This window comes from Deltaproteobacteria bacterium (assembly GCA_015233135.1).
GTDB lineage: Bacteria > UBA10199 > UBA10199 > JADFYH01 > JADFYH01 > JADFYH01.
This window is the reverse complement of record JADFYH010000007.1, coordinates 13,981-29,149: the sequence shown is the minus strand read 5'-3', so window position 1 is coordinate 29,149 and position 15,169 is coordinate 13,981. Positions and strand designations below refer to the sequence as shown.

Annotated in this window: 15 protein-coding genes; 6 read left to right on the top strand and 9 right to left on the bottom strand. The window is 45.2% G+C overall.

Going from position 1 to position 15,169, the window contains the following annotated elements; genetic code table 11:
- Positions 1–10: 10 nt before the first annotated feature.
- Both HQM15_03310 and HQM15_03305 read right to left on the bottom strand, forming a co-directional pair.
- A complete protein-coding gene (locus HQM15_03310) occupies positions 11–1,084 on the bottom strand; it encodes a right-handed parallel beta-helix repeat-containing protein (GenBank protein ID MBF0491788.1) in 1,074 nt (357 codons plus the stop codon).
- A gap of 151 nt (positions 1,085–1,235) precedes the next feature.
- Complete coding sequence (locus tag HQM15_03305) at positions 1,236–2,159, bottom strand: ParA family protein (GenBank protein ID MBF0491787.1); 924 nt, start codon at positions 2,157–2,159, stop codon at positions 1,236–1,238.
- A gap of 101 nt (positions 2,160–2,260) precedes the next feature.
- Here HQM15_03305 and hemW point away from each other — a divergent pair, with 101 nt between their 5' ends.
- From hemW to HQM15_03285, 4 genes are all read left to right on the top strand, one after another.
- Positions 2,261–3,463: a radical SAM family heme chaperone HemW gene (gene hemW, locus HQM15_03300; protein MBF0491786.1), complete on the top strand. Its 1,203-nt coding sequence runs from the start codon at positions 2,261–2,263 to the stop codon at positions 3,461–3,463.
- 16 nt (positions 3,464–3,479) lie between these two features.
- Positions 3,480–4,067 (top strand): nucleotide exchange factor GrpE, encoded by a 588-nt coding sequence (grpE, locus tag HQM15_03295; protein ID MBF0491785.1) that lies wholly within the window; start codon positions 3,480–3,482, stop codon positions 4,065–4,067.
- A 68-nt stretch (positions 4,068–4,135) separates the two neighbouring features.
- Positions 4,136–4,366 carry a hypothetical protein gene (locus tag HQM15_03290; protein ID MBF0491784.1) on the top strand — a complete coding sequence of 77 codons (231 nt, stop codon included), beginning with the start codon at positions 4,136–4,138 and terminating at the stop codon, positions 4,364–4,366.
- Positions 4,367–4,376: 10 nt separating this feature from the next.
- A complete protein-coding gene (locus HQM15_03285) occupies positions 4,377–4,796 on the top strand; it encodes a tyrosine-type recombinase/integrase (protein ID MBF0491783.1) in 420 nt (139 codons plus the stop codon).
- Between the two features lie 93 nt (positions 4,797–4,889).
- Here the strand turns inward: HQM15_03285 and HQM15_03280 are convergent, their stop codons facing one another.
- The 7 genes from HQM15_03280 to HQM15_03250 all read right to left on the bottom strand — a co-directional run bounded on the left by HQM15_03280 (position 4,890) and on the right by HQM15_03250 (position 12,425).
- The gene (locus HQM15_03280) at positions 4,890–5,642 is read right to left on the bottom strand and encodes a hypothetical protein (protein ID MBF0491782.1); all 753 of its coding nucleotides are present in this window, start codon (positions 5,640–5,642) and stop codon (positions 4,890–4,892) included.
- A gap of 12 nt (positions 5,643–5,654) precedes the next feature.
- A complete protein-coding gene (locus tag HQM15_03275; protein ID MBF0491781.1) occupies positions 5,655–6,266 on the bottom strand; it encodes a YdcF family protein in 612 nt (203 codons plus the stop codon).
- Positions 6,267–6,314: 48 nt separating this feature from the next.
- Positions 6,315–7,397, bottom strand: a complete 1,083-nt coding sequence (locus HQM15_03270) for a glycoside hydrolase family 3 protein (GenBank protein MBF0491780.1) — start codon at positions 7,395–7,397, stop codon at positions 6,315–6,317.
- Between the two features lie 161 nt (positions 7,398–7,558).
- The gene (locus HQM15_03265) at positions 7,559–7,945 is read right to left on the bottom strand and encodes a type II toxin-antitoxin system VapC family toxin (protein MBF0491779.1); all 387 of its coding nucleotides are present in this window, start codon (positions 7,943–7,945) and stop codon (positions 7,559–7,561) included.
- The gene (locus HQM15_03260) at positions 7,942–8,172 is read right to left on the bottom strand and encodes a type II toxin-antitoxin system prevent-host-death family antitoxin (GenBank protein MBF0491778.1); all 231 of its coding nucleotides are present in this window, start codon (positions 8,170–8,172) and stop codon (positions 7,942–7,944) included. The genes HQM15_03265 and HQM15_03260 overlap by 4 nt, the downstream gene beginning before the upstream one ends.
- A gap of 65 nt (positions 8,173–8,237) precedes the next feature.
- Complete coding sequence (locus HQM15_03255) at positions 8,238–8,546, bottom strand: hypothetical protein (GenBank protein MBF0491777.1); 309 nt, start codon at positions 8,544–8,546, stop codon at positions 8,238–8,240.
- A gap of 303 nt (positions 8,547–8,849) precedes the next feature.
- Positions 8,850–12,425 (bottom strand): thrombospondin type 3 repeat-containing protein, encoded by a 3,576-nt coding sequence (locus tag HQM15_03250; protein ID MBF0491776.1) that lies wholly within the window; start codon positions 12,423–12,425, stop codon positions 8,850–8,852.
- A 369-nt stretch (positions 12,426–12,794) separates the two neighbouring features.
- Here HQM15_03250 and HQM15_03245 point away from each other — a divergent pair, with 369 nt between their 5' ends.
- Both HQM15_03245 and HQM15_03240 read left to right on the top strand, forming a co-directional pair.
- Positions 12,795–13,706, top strand: a complete 912-nt coding sequence (locus HQM15_03245; GenBank protein ID MBF0491775.1) for an alpha/beta fold hydrolase — start codon at positions 12,795–12,797, stop codon at positions 13,704–13,706.
- 10 nt (positions 13,707–13,716) lie between these two features.
- Positions 13,717–15,099, top strand: coding sequence for a YchF/TatD family DNA exonuclease (locus HQM15_03240; protein ID MBF0491774.1), 1,383 nt, complete (start codon positions 13,717–13,719; stop codon positions 15,097–15,099).
- Positions 15,100–15,169: the final 70 nt, after the last annotated feature.

Sequence of the window (15,169 nt, the reverse complement as noted above, 5' to 3'; positions counted from 1 at the left end):
AGTTTTTCTTTTAAGGCACCGAAGGAGCATCCAAGATTTCTACCTTGAAAAAATCGGATGGCCCCGATTTTTTATTACTCTGAATATTGATTTCTGATTTTTTTTCACTGCTGGGTGTGGGTAGATTTTCAAGACCTGGAAGCTTGTTGCTGTTGAGCAAGGGGTCAATTTTAGGAGATTCCTCCTGAGATTCGGGGACAGTCGTTGCAGGATGCTCAGCGGGCAGGGCTGGAGCAGAAGCGGGGCTGCTTTCAGACTTTGAAGTGGGAAAAGGCAGGGCATTGGAAAACTCCGAAGTATTTTTTCGAAGAGTTGTAGCAATAACCGCAAAGGTGCTTTGCAAAGGGATGCCCGAGACATTGAAGCTGATTCTGAATTCTCCTGAGTTGGGCTGCACTTTTTTCTGCTGCAAAGGCAGCCATTGTTTTTCGTTGCTGGAATAATAAAGCTCCAGCATTGCCTCTTCGTTCAAGTTCCCCAAAAGTTCTATCTCCGAAGTGTTTCCGGAAATCTGTCTTAAATTGATTTTGGGGCTATCCCAACGGGAGGCCCTGTTCATTATTTCTCTTTGATTAATTTGCTTGAATTGATTTTGGCTGAGCTCATTCCCCCAACCACTATTTGAACTCAAGTGAATGGCTTCGTCCAGGTTTTCAAATTGGCAATTTTTTATTTTATTAAGCGATGCTTGAGGCCCTAAAACTAGGGCAGAGGATTTGGGTGATTGGGTAAAGTGATTTCCTTCAATGTTATTTTCGTTCCCCAAAATAAGGATGCCTGTCTCAGGAAAATGCGTGAGCTCACAATTTTTAATTTGATTTGCCTGGGAGTCCAAAACAAAAATGGCCCCCTTCTCCTGAATCAGGGAGGCGTCGAGGATGACATGGGAGCCACAGTCGATGCTCACAAAGCCGAAATCCAAAGAAGGGAGGGGGTTCTTCTGCAGGTTTATTTTTTTTACCTGATTTTCAAATTCTATTTTAATCACGCTGAAGGCGTTCTGATGCCTTAAAGTTGCGGCTTTCAGCAAGACTGTTCTCAGGCTGCCTTCCGCAAAAGTGTCTGCCTCGGAGCTTACTTTCAAAAGGTGCTCTGTGAAAAAAATGTTGAAGGGAAAAGGGTCTTTAGTCTCTTGGGTCCCCTCCCGGGCGAAAGAAAAATTGCTAAAAAGGAGGGTGAGGAGAAAGAAAGAAAAGATCAATAGTTGCATGGATGAATCTTTTAAAACTGGCCTTTTAGGCTGAAGCTACATGGGCCAGGCGTGGGCTATTGTCAGCGTTTTCCAAGGAATTGAGTTTTTTCAATTTTCTAACAAGTTCATCTGCCAGTTCTCTATAATCTGCTGCACCGCTGGAAGAAGCCTCAAATTCAAACACGGGTTTGCCTTCCAGCTGGGCCTTGTTTAAAGCGGTATTGATATGGACCTTTGTTTTAAAGATGCGACCCTTGAAATAATTACCCAGATTTTCTTCAATGACACGGTTCATGGCCTGATTGCGGACATCCACGCGGGTCATGACAACACCTAGTAATTTGAGTTTTTTGTTCAAACGTTCATTTACCGTTTCTAAGGTTTCAATGAGGTCATTGACCCCTTCAAAGGCCAAGACACTCATTTCACAAGGGACCAAACAGTAATCCGAGGCCACCAAGGCATTGAGAGTAAGGTTTCCCAGGTTGGGAGGGCAATCGATCAGGACGATATCAAAATGTGTGCGTGCGGTTTGAATGGCTTCTTGTAGAATGAATTCCTTTCCGATTTTTGTCGAAAGCAAACCCTCTGTTTCGTAGAGATTCTTGTCGCCGGGGGTGATGGAGAGGTTGTCCAAATCGGTCTTGACGATGGCATCCATCAGGTTCCCTTTTTTGGAGACCAAAATGGCCGAGAGAGGGCTATATTCGAGGCCCTCCGGGATGATGCTTCCGATAGATTTTTCCACATGGCCCTGAGGATCCAGGTCGATGACTAATACTTTTTGGTTAAAAAATTTGGCCAGGGTGGAACCTAAATTGACAGCAGAGGTTGTTTTTCCAACTCCCCCTTTTTGGGAACAGATACTCACCACCACTGCAGATCTATCTCCCTTGCCGTATTTAAGGGATGGATTCTTGGAATCCACCGAGATAAGTTCTTTGATTTTATCGGTAAGTAACGACATAAGGAACTCCGTTGCAAGAGGATGAGTTTTGAATAGTGTGATTTTTATTGATAAAAGATTTTACCTTATTTTACAAGATTGAAGTGAGGCTCTTCTAAAAAATGTTTAACGCGGCAGGCCATAAATATGAAAATATGAAACTCGCGCTTTACCTGCATTTCCCCTACTGTGAATATAAATGCCATTATTGCGATTTTAATTCTTATGTTTTCGAAGTGAATGATCGGCTTGAAAAGGACTACGTGCAGGCCTTGAAAGGGGAATGGTTAAAAATTGTTTCTCAATTAAAGCCCTTTCAGCTTTCGTCCCTGTTTTTTGGAGGGGGAACTCCTTCTCTGTTTTCGGCCTCTTCTTATCAGGAGATTTTTGATTTTCTGAGGCCTTGCTTCAGTGAGGCCGTCGAAGTGAGTCTCGAAGCCAATCCAAAAAGTTTAAGCGAAGAAAAGATAAAGGCCTATCAGACCCTTGGGGTGAATCGTTTTTCAGTAGGGGTGCAAAGTTTTAAAGAGGCTTATCTTAAACCTTTAGGGAGACTGCACAGTGCCCAGGAGGCGAGGCAGACCTTGGGTTTGTTTGAAAAGCTTCAAGTGAGTTCTTTTAATATCGATTTGATGTATGGCTTTCCCGGGCAAACTTTAGAAGAGGTGGAGGACGATTTAAGCGAGGCCTTGTCTTTTCAGCCCGAACATCTTTCCTTCTATCAACTCACGTTAGAAGAGGGCACACGTTTTTATAAAGAGCAGCAAGAGGGAAAGTGGATATTGCCCGACCCGGAAACTTTGGCAGATATGCATCAATTGGGGGAAAAAATCCTTGGGGAATCGGCTTACAGCCATTATGAGATTTCCAATTATGCAAAAAACTCTCGTTATGCCCAACATAATCTTGCCTATTGGAACTATGAAAATTATGTGGGATTAGGGGCGGGGGCCGTTTCGTTTCTGAATAAAAATTGCTTCAAGGAAGTTTATCCGGATACCGAATTGTATGGTCTGCGTTGGACCAACCCCAAGGCCCCTCGGGAATATCAGTTGAAGGCAAAAGAGGATTTTTCTGCCAAAAAAGTGGAGCAGATTAATATTGAAACTGCCTTGAAAGAGGCCTGGATGATGGGTCTTCGTTTGGAACAGGGGATCAGTTGGAAAAGTTTGAGTGAAAAATTCAGGCAAAAGGATTTGGAAAAAAGCTTGAAAAATGTGAACAAGCTTTTACAAAAAGGCTGGCTTCAACAGGAGGGGGAAAACCTATTCATTCCCTCAAAGTATAGGTTGATAACTAATGAGATCGTTGCGGAATTTTTTTAGCATGGAGGAAAAAAATATGCATAGCGGAAACAAAATCGAAGAACTCAAATCGGTGCTTCAGGGGAGAAAAGAAGCCGAACTACAGAAAAAAAAGGAGGCCACTGAAGAGGGTGACAAAAAAAGGGAAGAATTGGAGCTGAAACTCAGGGAGACCGAAGAAAATTTAAAGAAGGCGGAGGAAACAGCCCGTGAAAATCAGGATAAGTATGTTCGTCTTTATGCAGAATTTGAAAACTATCGAAAACGTGTTTTGAAAGACAAAGAAGACTTGAAGTATTCGAGTGAAGAAAAAATAATTCGGGAAATTTTACCTCTTTTGGATGATTTGCAACTGGCTTTAAAACATGCCGAACAATCTACCGATTTAAATGCCTTGCTCGAGGGGATGCGCCTCATTCAAAAGCAGACTCAAACGACAATTGAAAAATTAGGCATCGAGGCCTTTGCCAGCGCAGGATATGCTTTTGATCCGCACATCCACGAAGCCGTGGCTCATCAGGAATCCGATCAGCACCCAGCAAATACGGTGATCCAGGAATATCGTTCGGGCTATAAATTCAAGGGAAAATTATTGCGGCCCTCGATGGTGGTGGTGGCAAAATAGTGAAGTTGTTTAGATTGCGGAGCTTTGAAGCTCTGGTGTCTTGCTAGCTTAGAACGGATGGTGTCATTTTGTCCGAACAACAAACCCGAAAAGAAATAATCGACAAAAGGCTCCTCAAAGCCGGATGGCTTGTTGATAATCCTCTTAGTGTGCAAATTGAACATCAAGTCTTTGATCAATTTGGCCATAGTGAAGGTGTTGGATATTGTGACTATGTTTTACTTGGAAATGATTTACGTCCCATAGCGGTGGTAGAAGCTAAGAAATCCTCGGCTGAAGCTGAAAAAGGTCGAGAATAGGCAAAGCAATATGCAAATGGTCTGGAAAAAATGTATGGTCACCTTCCACCGCCTGCGCCACAGCTACGCCACTTCTCTGCTCACAGGAGGGCTCAGCATCGTCTCCCTCATGAAACTCCTGGGCCATAGAAGAATCGAGATGACCCTTCGTTACGCCAAGGTGACTCCTTCTCATTTACGAAACGAATACCTCAAAGCCATCCAAATCCTCGAACAACAATCGCTTGAATATCCTATCGCCTCAAAACAAAAATCCAGATCCAACAGACAAGAGCACCCGCAAATACTCATACAACAAGCCGCAGCACTGATTAGAAAATCTGCGCTGCTTCCCACTTTCTCTAAAAAAAATCTCCTCCTCAAACTCAGCAGACTCTCAGAACAACTCTCTCAAATAAACTTCTCTCAAAAATTTAGCCAAAACCACTAGACGTTATCCCGTGAGCCGATTAGCCGGTTAATTGCTAAGATTATTCTAAGAAAATAATTAAGGAGGATTTCAAATGAGTGACACTTGAAGCAATCAATCAAATTTTTCCTGATCTTCTATTTCTTCCCGTCCTGCTTTGTTGTAATCCAGAATTTCGATGTGTTCGCTGTAATACCAATCAAACATGTCTCGCCTCAATTTGGCCATCCAGGTTTGGTTTGCTGCGCGGCGTTTGAGGTTGTAGAAAATCACTCCTTCGGCAAATACTTTTTCCTGCAAACCCAGTTTGGAAGCGCGTTTGGTGAAATAGCGAGAATGCAACCAATCTTTAAACCAGGCACTCCAGTTGTCAAAGGTGCGGGCATGTTCATCGAAAGATTTATAGCGAAGATCGGTAGTGGCTTTTTCAAAGGGGTACCATTCGTGCAGATCGAGTTTATAGGGGTTTCCCTGTAGCTTGGGGCCAATCACTTCGCCTGTTTGTTCTCCATTTTCTTGTACATATCCTTTTCCCACCGAGCGAAGAATGCCTTCGATGATAAAAGTTTTCCCATGCATCACTTGCAAAGGATCAATGGGATTCTTGCGATTTTGCACGACCAGCAGGCGGCCTTTTTCAGTGAGAATTTTCACATTGGTTCCATCCAGTTTTTCTACCGCAAAGGTGTCTGGATCTTCAAACACCCACTCGTAACCAGGATTGATGCGATCAATCACGAGATAGACTTCAGGGTTTTTGAGTTTTAATCGCGAACCCTGTTTTTTCCATTGCTCTTTATTGGCGGCAAAGGTCTGTCGAATGAATGGGGAGTGAATTTTTGGGAAGTCGCTTAGAAGGGTATTCATGATATTTTCCTTTTAAGATATTGAATCAATTTCTTTGTTTTGCAATACCAAAATATCCCACAAGGCCTTCCAGGAGGCAAAGGCCTCACGAATATTCCATTTTAATTTTCCATAAAAGGGATAGGGGCTGATGTCCGCAGAAAGGCCTAGCGCTTTGATTCCCAATTTATCACAGAGATATAAACTCCGTGGCAGATGAAAGCTTTGGCTGATGACAATCACTCGATCTAGTTTGAAAATTTCTTTTGCATTCTGGCAGCTGTCAATTGTTCGAAATCCATATTCGTCCAAAAGAAGCTGATCGGGACTTGCTCCAAGTCTGAGGGCATAACTTTTCATGGCCTTCACTTCATCGTAATAAGGAATTTTTTTGCCGCTCAATAAAAGTTTTTGAACTTTTCCTTCTTTCAAAAGATTGACTGCGGTGACCACTCGGTCGGCTAAAACTAAACTGGGCTCATTTGCTTTTTTTAAGCCAGCACCCAAGACTAAGGCGACTTCAGTTTTATCTTTGATATCCGAGGAAGATTGGAAAATCTGATTTCGAAAACTCCATTTGAAATAAAATAGGGGTAGAATGAAAAGAAGTAAAAATGTTAATATTTTGCGTTCAAACCTTTTCATAAGAATGGCGAATAACAGGGCCTTATTTTCTATACCGATAATGTCCCGTCATCGTAAACTCAAAAAGTGTCTTGTGAGATATTTTCTGCTTTGATTCAATCTCTCCTCACTTTTTCCCAGCTGTGCAGTATGCAGTTGATTCTGCTCGAAGGCCTTAATGAGGCCGTGCATCACTTCATAGTAAAGATCAGGATCGTAAGAGATCAGAATCATATCCAAGCCGGCATTCAGGGCATCCACCGCAGCCACTCCCACCCCTCCATTACGCGAATAAACCGGGCCCATGCTGAAATCGTCGCTGATCAAAACCCCTTCGTGTTGCCATTCGCCGCGAATCAGTCCCTGAATCACTTTTGGGGAAAGGTCGGCCAGCTCGTGCGCGTCAATCGCTGTAATTTGGGTGTGGCCCATCATGATCCAGGCCTTGCTGGGAGAGAGATTTTCTTTGAAAGGCAGCCAATCTTTTTCCTGAAGTTCTTGTTTGCTCAAATTCAAAATACCACTTTTGAAATGGGTGTCCTGCTGGATGCGTCCCATACCGGGGAAATGTTTCAGGGTGGGGATTACACCAAACTCATTATAGGCTTCCAGGTAATATTTTGTGACCTGGCTTACTTCTTGGGGATTGCTCGAGATAGACCTCAAATCGAGCAGACTGTGGGTATCGATAAAATCTTTGGGATGCTCATTTTTCAGATCGACCACCGGAGCAAAATTCACATTAATGCCCAAATCGAAAAGCTCTTTGGCTTGGGTAGAGGCATAATCTTTTACACGAAAGGCCAGTTGTTCGGTAGAGGGTCTGTCTTCCAGAACTTGTGACAGCGGAGGCAGGTGAGTCAGCAAAGGAGAGAGTTTGCTGACCAGTCCTCCTTCCTGATCCGTGGCAATAAAGAGGGGATCTCGGCCCGCCTGCTTCTGAATTTCTTGCAGACTTTCGATTTCTAGTTGCATCTGTTCGAAAGTTTTTCCGCGCAAATTGCGTTGCGAAATAAAAACCCAGCCCACTGCGCCTTTTTGAACCAGCGTTTTTAATTCTTCGAGATCGTGATAACCAACGATGGTATGTCTTCCTAAAAGTTGAAGTACTTTGGGTGACGCGTGCATGACGAATTCCTTTCGTTGATTCATACAGAACATTTGAAGACAGGCGCATAAACCCAGGAACAGAAAAAATCCCATGCGCCATAAGTGATGGCGATACTTATAAGTGAGTCCAAAACTCAGTGCAGCAAGGACACAGCCTGTAAACCAGAAGTGAGGATGAAATCGAGATGAAATTTTGTAGCTATCTAATAAAGGAGCTCTACTGCATATTTTTTGAATAGTGAATCATCGGAGAGAAGCGGAATCCCTTCTACCAAGGCTTGAGAGACAAGCATTCGGTCAAAGGGGTCACGATGGTAATGGGCGAGTTTGTTTACATGCAGGGCGTGCTTCAGTTTAATGGGTAGCAAATCAATATTATTTTTTTCTAATTCTTCAGAAATCAGGAATTCCAGATCTTGATACAACTCAATTTTTCCTAACGCCAACTTGATAGAAAGTTCCCAGACGCTTGCAATACTGAGAAATAGGTCATTGTTTTCGTTTTCGATGTAAGCCCTGGCTTTTTTGGACAACTGGGCATTGTCGTGTATCCACCAAATAAAGATGTGAGTATCGAGAAGAATTTTCAAGATTCAAACTCCCGGATCATCGATAAAGGAAGCGGTTTTTCAAATCCCTTTTTTAATTTGATTTTATTTTTTGCCGTGCCTGCAACGCGTTTTCGTTTTATTTTTTCTGGAATGAGCCTCGCAATAGGAAGATTATTTTTAGAAATAACCACCTCTTCTCCATTTTGAACTTCTACCAAAATGGCAGAAAGATAAGTTTTGGCTTCATGAATATTAACTGTCTTCATAAAAACTCCTAATTAGTCATAGTGTTGACTAATGTAGGAAAAGAGTCAATAGACGAATAATATTCTCAAATCTTGAGGATAACCTTGCAGCCAGGATTTTTATTCAAGAGACTGATTTGTCCTCCGTGTAAATTTACCACTTCTCTTACAAAGCTTAAGCCCAAGCTTGTACTCTTTTTTCCCGTAGAGGGCCGAGAAAGTGAGAAAAACTTTTCAAAAACTTTTTCTTGGGCGTAATCAGGAATACCGGGGCCTTCATCCCATTTTGCTGGATGGGTGCCGCGACATGTAAAATAGAGCTGCTGAGATCTTCCGGATTTTTGCTGCTTCGAGAGCCATATTGGCCGCGCTTGGTCAGTACAAAATCCCGCCATTCCGAATAATCTTGCCCTTCCTGCTTTCCATTGTTGGAATCGAAAATTACTTTTCCATAAAAATCGGTGATCAGTACCTGCGAAGAGGTTTTGCGAATTTCCTTACAAAATTCGAAACCATTTTGATCCGGCAGGCCGACATCAAGAAGCAACGCGTCCACTTTTTCTTTTTCTAGCACCTCTCTTCCTGCCTTGACACTGGAGGAAACAATCACCCCAAAACCCTCCGTTTCTAAGGCGTAACGGAGGGTGTCGCTAATGCTGGGTTCATCTTCTACTAGCAGAATAATCGGTTTGCTCATCTCAATCGGCGGCGCCGTTATCGATGACGATTCTTTTAATTTTCTCCAAAATCTGAAGGGTGTTCAGATTTTTTACGTTGAAACCGTAACGCAGGCCTGCCGCCGTAAAGTTGAAGGCATCTCCTCCAGCGTAGGTGCTGAGCAAAAAGCTGCCGGGTTCAAGCCCCTTGCTGATCAGGGTGGTAGGTTGGAGGGCCTGCCAGAAGTCCCAGAGTGGAATCTGGTTTTCCTGAGCCACCTGGGCCACAACTGCATTGTAGGCGCCGATACGGGCGTTGAGCGTGCTGTCATCCAAACGGGGAGGGATACTCGAGATTATTGGGATTACCCCACGGTTCATCGCCATCTGAACTATGGCCGTCAGGTTGTTATGAAAAGCCGTCGTGTCATTGCTGGCGAGGTCATGGGTTCCCAGCATAATAAAGGCAATCGCCGCCTGGCTGTTGTCCAACTCTTGTTGGGCGAGAGTCAGGGCGTTCGAGGCACTCAAACCCTCTCGAGCGGCCAGGCTCGTATGGGTAAAGGAATTGTCAGGACAGCCGGGACCGACTTGTAAGCCGGAAAGGAGAGCCTGGCTGAAGTAGTCTAACGTTGGGTTTAAGGCCGTATAGGTGCTGATGTTTCCCCATCCGCATCCCACGTTCATTAGATATCCCCAGGTGGGGCCGGTATTGTCATCTCCGATTTTTGAAAAAACACCGGCATGGCGTCCGGCAGCTTGTCCGCTGGTCAAGAGGCTCCGAAGGTGACTTTTTAAGGTTGCGTTAATGCTGGGAAGTACCGTGCTGCTTGAGGGGGTGGTGACAGGGACGCTTCCCACAAAGTTCAACCCGCTGCTTGTAGCACTGAAATTGAGAGAAGTGGGGCTGAAGGTGTAGCCCGATTTGCTGGGACTGACCCGATAGGTGGTGCCGGTCTGAAATCCAGACTGGGAGTAGTTTCCACTGGTATCACTTTGAAGCGCAGCAGGAAGAGTTCCGGTTCCGGAAACCCGGGAGAAGGTGAGGGTGACACCGCTTATGGCCGTCCCACTTGAATTACTGATTCTTCCCCCTGCATTGTAAGAGGTGGATGTGGAAGTTGTTGTGCTACTGGGGATGACGTTTGAGACCACCAGGTTGTTGTTTTCATTTGTTTCGACAATGGTATTGTTGGGGTCAATGCGAGCGAGTAAATATTGCCCTGCGGCGCTTTGTCCCGCCGCCAAGGTGTTGGAGAGAGTTACGCTGAGGGTTTGATTGGCTCCGACATTGACTGTACTTTGACTCAGCAAGGTGTCTGTACTTTCGTAGCTGTTGTTTGCAGAACGATAAAAATTGACCAGAACTGAGTTTGCCGCCTGGCTGCCACTATTTAGCAAAGAGAGGGTGGCGCTGACGGTACAGCGCTGGGAGGTTCCGGAACCCGTACAAGTCTGTCGGGCATTGGAAATACTTCCCGAGAGTTCGCGGGTGATTTCGCAGGCATCCCCCACCCCATTGGCATTGCTGTCTGCCTGATTGGGGTTTGGAACGGTGGGGCAATTGTCACAGGCATCTCCGACTCCATCTCCGTCACTGTCAGTCTGTGCAGGGTTTGCTACCATCGGACAATTGTCGATGCTATCCGGGATTCCATCCCCATCGCGATCCGCGCTGACAGTGGTATTTTCGGTCGCCGAGTTGTTGCTGCTGTTGGGATCTGAGCTGCTTGCGACAATCCCCGAGAAAGCGACGCCAGTGCTTGTGTTGGGATTTACGACCACCGTTACGGTGGCGGAATCACCAGGTCGTGTATTGCTGAGACTTCCTATCGAACAGCTGACACTGGAGGTCGTGTGGCTACAAGTTCCCAAGGTGCTGCTGACAGAAACAAGGGTGGCTCCCGTAGAAACTGTCCCCGAGAAGGCCACGCCAGTAGCGCTAGCGGGGCCAGCGTTGCTGATGGAGGCGGAATAAGTGACCGTGTTTCCGCTGATCACAGGATCTGGAGTGTCACTCAGGCGCAACACCACGTCAGCACCAGTGGGTGCGGGAGGAGGGGTTCCAGTTCCAATGTACGCCCCGGCAATGAGGCTCGTCCCGCGCGCATTTCCAGCTCTATCCAGGAGAACATCATTCAACAAATTACCGATAGGGGCTTGGGGATGTGCTGGATAGTCTGTCCCACTGAAGTCCGGAATATCGTAAGTTCTTGCCCCAAAAAGATTGCTTCCTGCTATGGGTTGATAATTTCCTGTCGAAGGACTGATGAGCTGAGGTTGAAGCGTATTAATTGTATTTTCAGCAGCCAACTGGGTGGCATTACAGGTGGAATTACTATTGGCACAGGTTTCAGTTCCAATTCCCAAAGGCAGGTCTGCGCCAGCATTCCAGAAAATATTGCCCCGAATTTGCAAGTTGTTGTCGGGTCGTGTGGGAAGCGGCAACATCGTCGCATGATGAATATAATTAGGATCGGCTATTTCTAAAATCTTGGTACTGCTATTGGTTGCGCTAGGATTATAAAAGAGATTGTTATAGATAAAAACATTCTGATCAGGAATAAAGTCATATTCAGCCAAGCCATATCCTTTGAAAGCATAAGAAACCCCCCAGGCACCTAGATTAATATTGGCCTGACAAATACCAGTGGCTCCAGGGCTATCAAAACAAGGCCGTCCACCCAGCAACACCTCAATCATCTGTCTGTTTTGTCCCATGTTGTAACAAGTATTGTGAGCCAGCAAAATATCAAAGCCGCCCTCAACCCCAAAGCAGGCACCCGGGCTGTCATGAATCACATTATTAATAAATTTCAATTCATAGGCTTCGTAATGGAGCCAAGGAGAAACGAGATAATCTAGTCCTGAAGCATTCCCGGCCTGAAACCCTCCAACCGCGCAGGCATAAATTTCATTTCCCTCAAAATGAAGATAGGCAGAGCCTCCCTTAAAGTACATGCAGTAATTATCAGATCCGTGGATGATTGAATTCAGGATGTGACCGTACTGAACACTAACGTAATCGATCACCGCATTACTGGCCCCCGTCACTTCACCATTTTCAAAATAAATGTACTGAGACTGGTTAACTTTAAGCGCTTCTTGAGGAGAATGATCCGAGATAATTTTGCTTCCTCTCAGGAGGATGTGATCTCCTTGTTCAATGTGAATGGTGTTGCCTCCTCCCGGGCTACTGCGAAAATCGAGATTGATAAAATAGAGGTAGGCGATATGGTAAAGGTTGAGGGGTGTGGTGATATTGACGGTACCGGCTCCCCCACTGGCTTCAAGAATGACTGGATGGGCAGCGCTTCCCTGAATATCCGGAATCCAGTCCCCACCCATGGGAAAGGCCGCAGCGCCGTAAGTTCCTGGAGCCATGAGAATTCGGTAGCCGGTGCTCGCTAAATTCATGCGATTGAATGCCTCGGTTACTGTTGCCAAAGGGGCAGCACTGCTGCCATCATTGGTGTCTCTTCCTGTGGGAGAAAGGTAAAGCGTGGTGAGCGTGGGACTTCCGATGTTGTAGGGGCTTTCAGCATGGGAAGTTTTTAGAAAGGAAAAGAAAACGAAGAGAAACAGAGCGAGGCAAATCTCCCTCGAGTGTTTATTCATAGGGCCCCCTTATATTTTGGATAATCGAAAAATATGTAATATGTTTTTTTATTTGCCAATCTGTACCGAGACGACACCCAGGCACAGACCTCCAGCAGCTTATCGGCATGTCCACAGCAATAGTTGCGCCTGTGTCTCTTCTTTTTGCAGACAAAACACTTTTATTTTTTTATGTTGTTCCCGGTTTGCCTCACCGCAACAGAGCGTTTGGTGAGGCTCAATGCTTCAGCCCCCTGAAGAATATAGTTCAACGGGATGGAGCAAAATTTATTCCAGAAAGAATTGTTTAGTCCAGTCTATTGTTGATAATTTTTGTTAAGGTTTTATTCCAAAAATTGGGTAAAAATTATGACTCCTGGTGTCAAAAAAATGCCCATCCTTTCCACTTCGGTTCAACAGGAATCGCTGGAAATTGGGTTGGGCGATAAAAACAAATTGCATCTCCAAAGATTTTTTTTGAAAAAAAAGTTGGGGACGCCTGTCTTGATGCTGCATGGCTCCATAGAAAATGGCCGGATTTTTTATTCAGAAAATCGAAAAGGTTTGGCGCCCTATTTGGCGGCCCAAGGGTATGAGGTGTATGTGGCAGATTTGAGGGGTCGGGGGAAGAGTCATCCCAAAATTTCCAGGCATTCCCACTTTGGCCAAACCGAGGCCATCTGCGAAGATCTTCCCGCTTTTATTGACGAGATCATTCGGCGGCGAGGAAAAGTAAAACAGCATTGGATTGCCCATTCCTGGGGTGGAGTTCTGCTGATGTCGATGTTGGCTCGTTTTCCCAAATACGCGCCTCTCGTAAAAAAAATAGTCTGTTTTGGAACGAAGCGTAATGTGCATGTGCAAAATCTGGATAAGTTTTTGATTATTGATTTGTTCTGGAATTACACCGCTTCTTTACTGACCAAAGTGCTCGGTTATCTCCCAGCAAAAGAATTAAAAATTGGGTCGGACAATGAAACCAAAAAATTTCATCATCAAGTAAGGCTTTGGGTGAAATCCGGTTATCCCTGGGTAGATTCTCAAGATGGCTTTGATTATGCGCGGGCCATTCGCAAAATAAAACTTCCTCCAGCCTATCACCTCACCGGCATTGCGGACACCTGCCTGGGGCATCCCAACGATGTCTTTGCCTTTATTCAGGAGTGCGGGTCAAAAAATTATCGTTTCAAGATTTTGTCGAAAGAGAACGGAAATCTTCACGACTACGATCATGTGAATATCTTAACGCACCCCGATGCGGTGAAGGATCATTTTGTTGATGTTTCCAGGGCTTTGGCCTAGGTGTTTTTTTATGCTTCTCGATAGTCATACCCATCTTAGTTTTAGAGATTTCAAAACCCAAGAAATGGATGCTGTTTTGCTTCGTGCCCAAGAAGCTGGCGTAGAAACATTGATTAATATTGGGGCCGGGGAAGGCTGGGAAGGAAATCCTCGGGCCGTTGATATTGCGGAACAATATCCCCAAGTTTATGCGACTGTGGGGATGCATCCTCACGATGCCAAGTTTGTGACGGAAGGAATTTTGCAGAAAATCCGTGAGCTGGCTCGCCACGAAAAAGTGGTGGCCCTTGGAGAAGTGGGCCTAGATTTTTTTTATAAAAATTCCGAACCTGAAATGCAAAAGCAGGCCTTGCGCCAGCAGATTGCGCTCGCGAAAGAGTTAAAACTGCCTTTAAGCGTGCATATCCGCGATGCCTACAAGGATCTGCTTCAAATTTTTGAGGAAGAAAATGCCTGGGATGCGCGAGGGGTCATTCACTGCTTTAGTGGCGATTGGAACTTTGCCCGCCGCGTGATGGACAAGGGATTTAATATTTCTTTTTCGGGGATTGTGACCTTCAAGAAGGCGAAAGCACTTCAGGAAGTGGTTCGAAAAATTCCTACCGAATATTTGATGATCGAAACCGATGCACCTTTTCTCGCCCCCGACCCTTTTCGCGGCAAACGCAACGAACCTGCCTTAATCAAATACACCGCGCAAAAAATAGCCGAACTCAAAAAGCTGTCTTACGAAGATGTGGCGCGTATCAGCACCCTCAACGCCAAACGACTTTTTGGAATTGGAGAAATTCAGCAAGAAGTGAAACTTGCTTATAAGATTCGCAATTCGCTTTATCTCAATATCACCAACAAATGTACACTCGCCTGTGTTTTCTGCCCAAAGTTTAGCACCTTTGAGGTGAAGGGATATTATCTGCGTCTACCCAAGGCGCCAGAGTTTGAAGAAATGCTGAAGGCGATGGGAGATTTCTCCGATATGGATGAGGTAGTGTTTTGTGGATTTGGGGAATCCACTCAGCGTCTGGATCTGCTAAAACAAGTGGCACAGTATGCGAAATCGAAGGGCAAGAAGGTAAGACTGGATACCGATGGCTTGGGAAATCTGATCCATCAACGCAATATTTGTCCCGAATTGGGCGAGGTGCTGGATGCTATTTCGGTGTCGATGAATGCCCAGGATGCCGCAACCTATGCCAAGGTGTGTCCCAATAAATATAAAGAAAAGGCCTATGAGGCCGTCAAAGATTTTATCCGTGAAATCAAGAAATACGTCCCCGATGTGACCGCCTCGGTAGTGGGTTGTCCGGGGGTGGATATCGCGGCGGCGCGCAGGATTGCCGAAGAAGAGTTGGGCGTGAAATTCAGGCATCGCGAGTATAATCAGGTGGGCTGATTGTGTTTATTGTTAGAGCACTCCGTGGGAATTTCGGCTTGCGTTAGAATGACAAATCATTTTCTCTTTT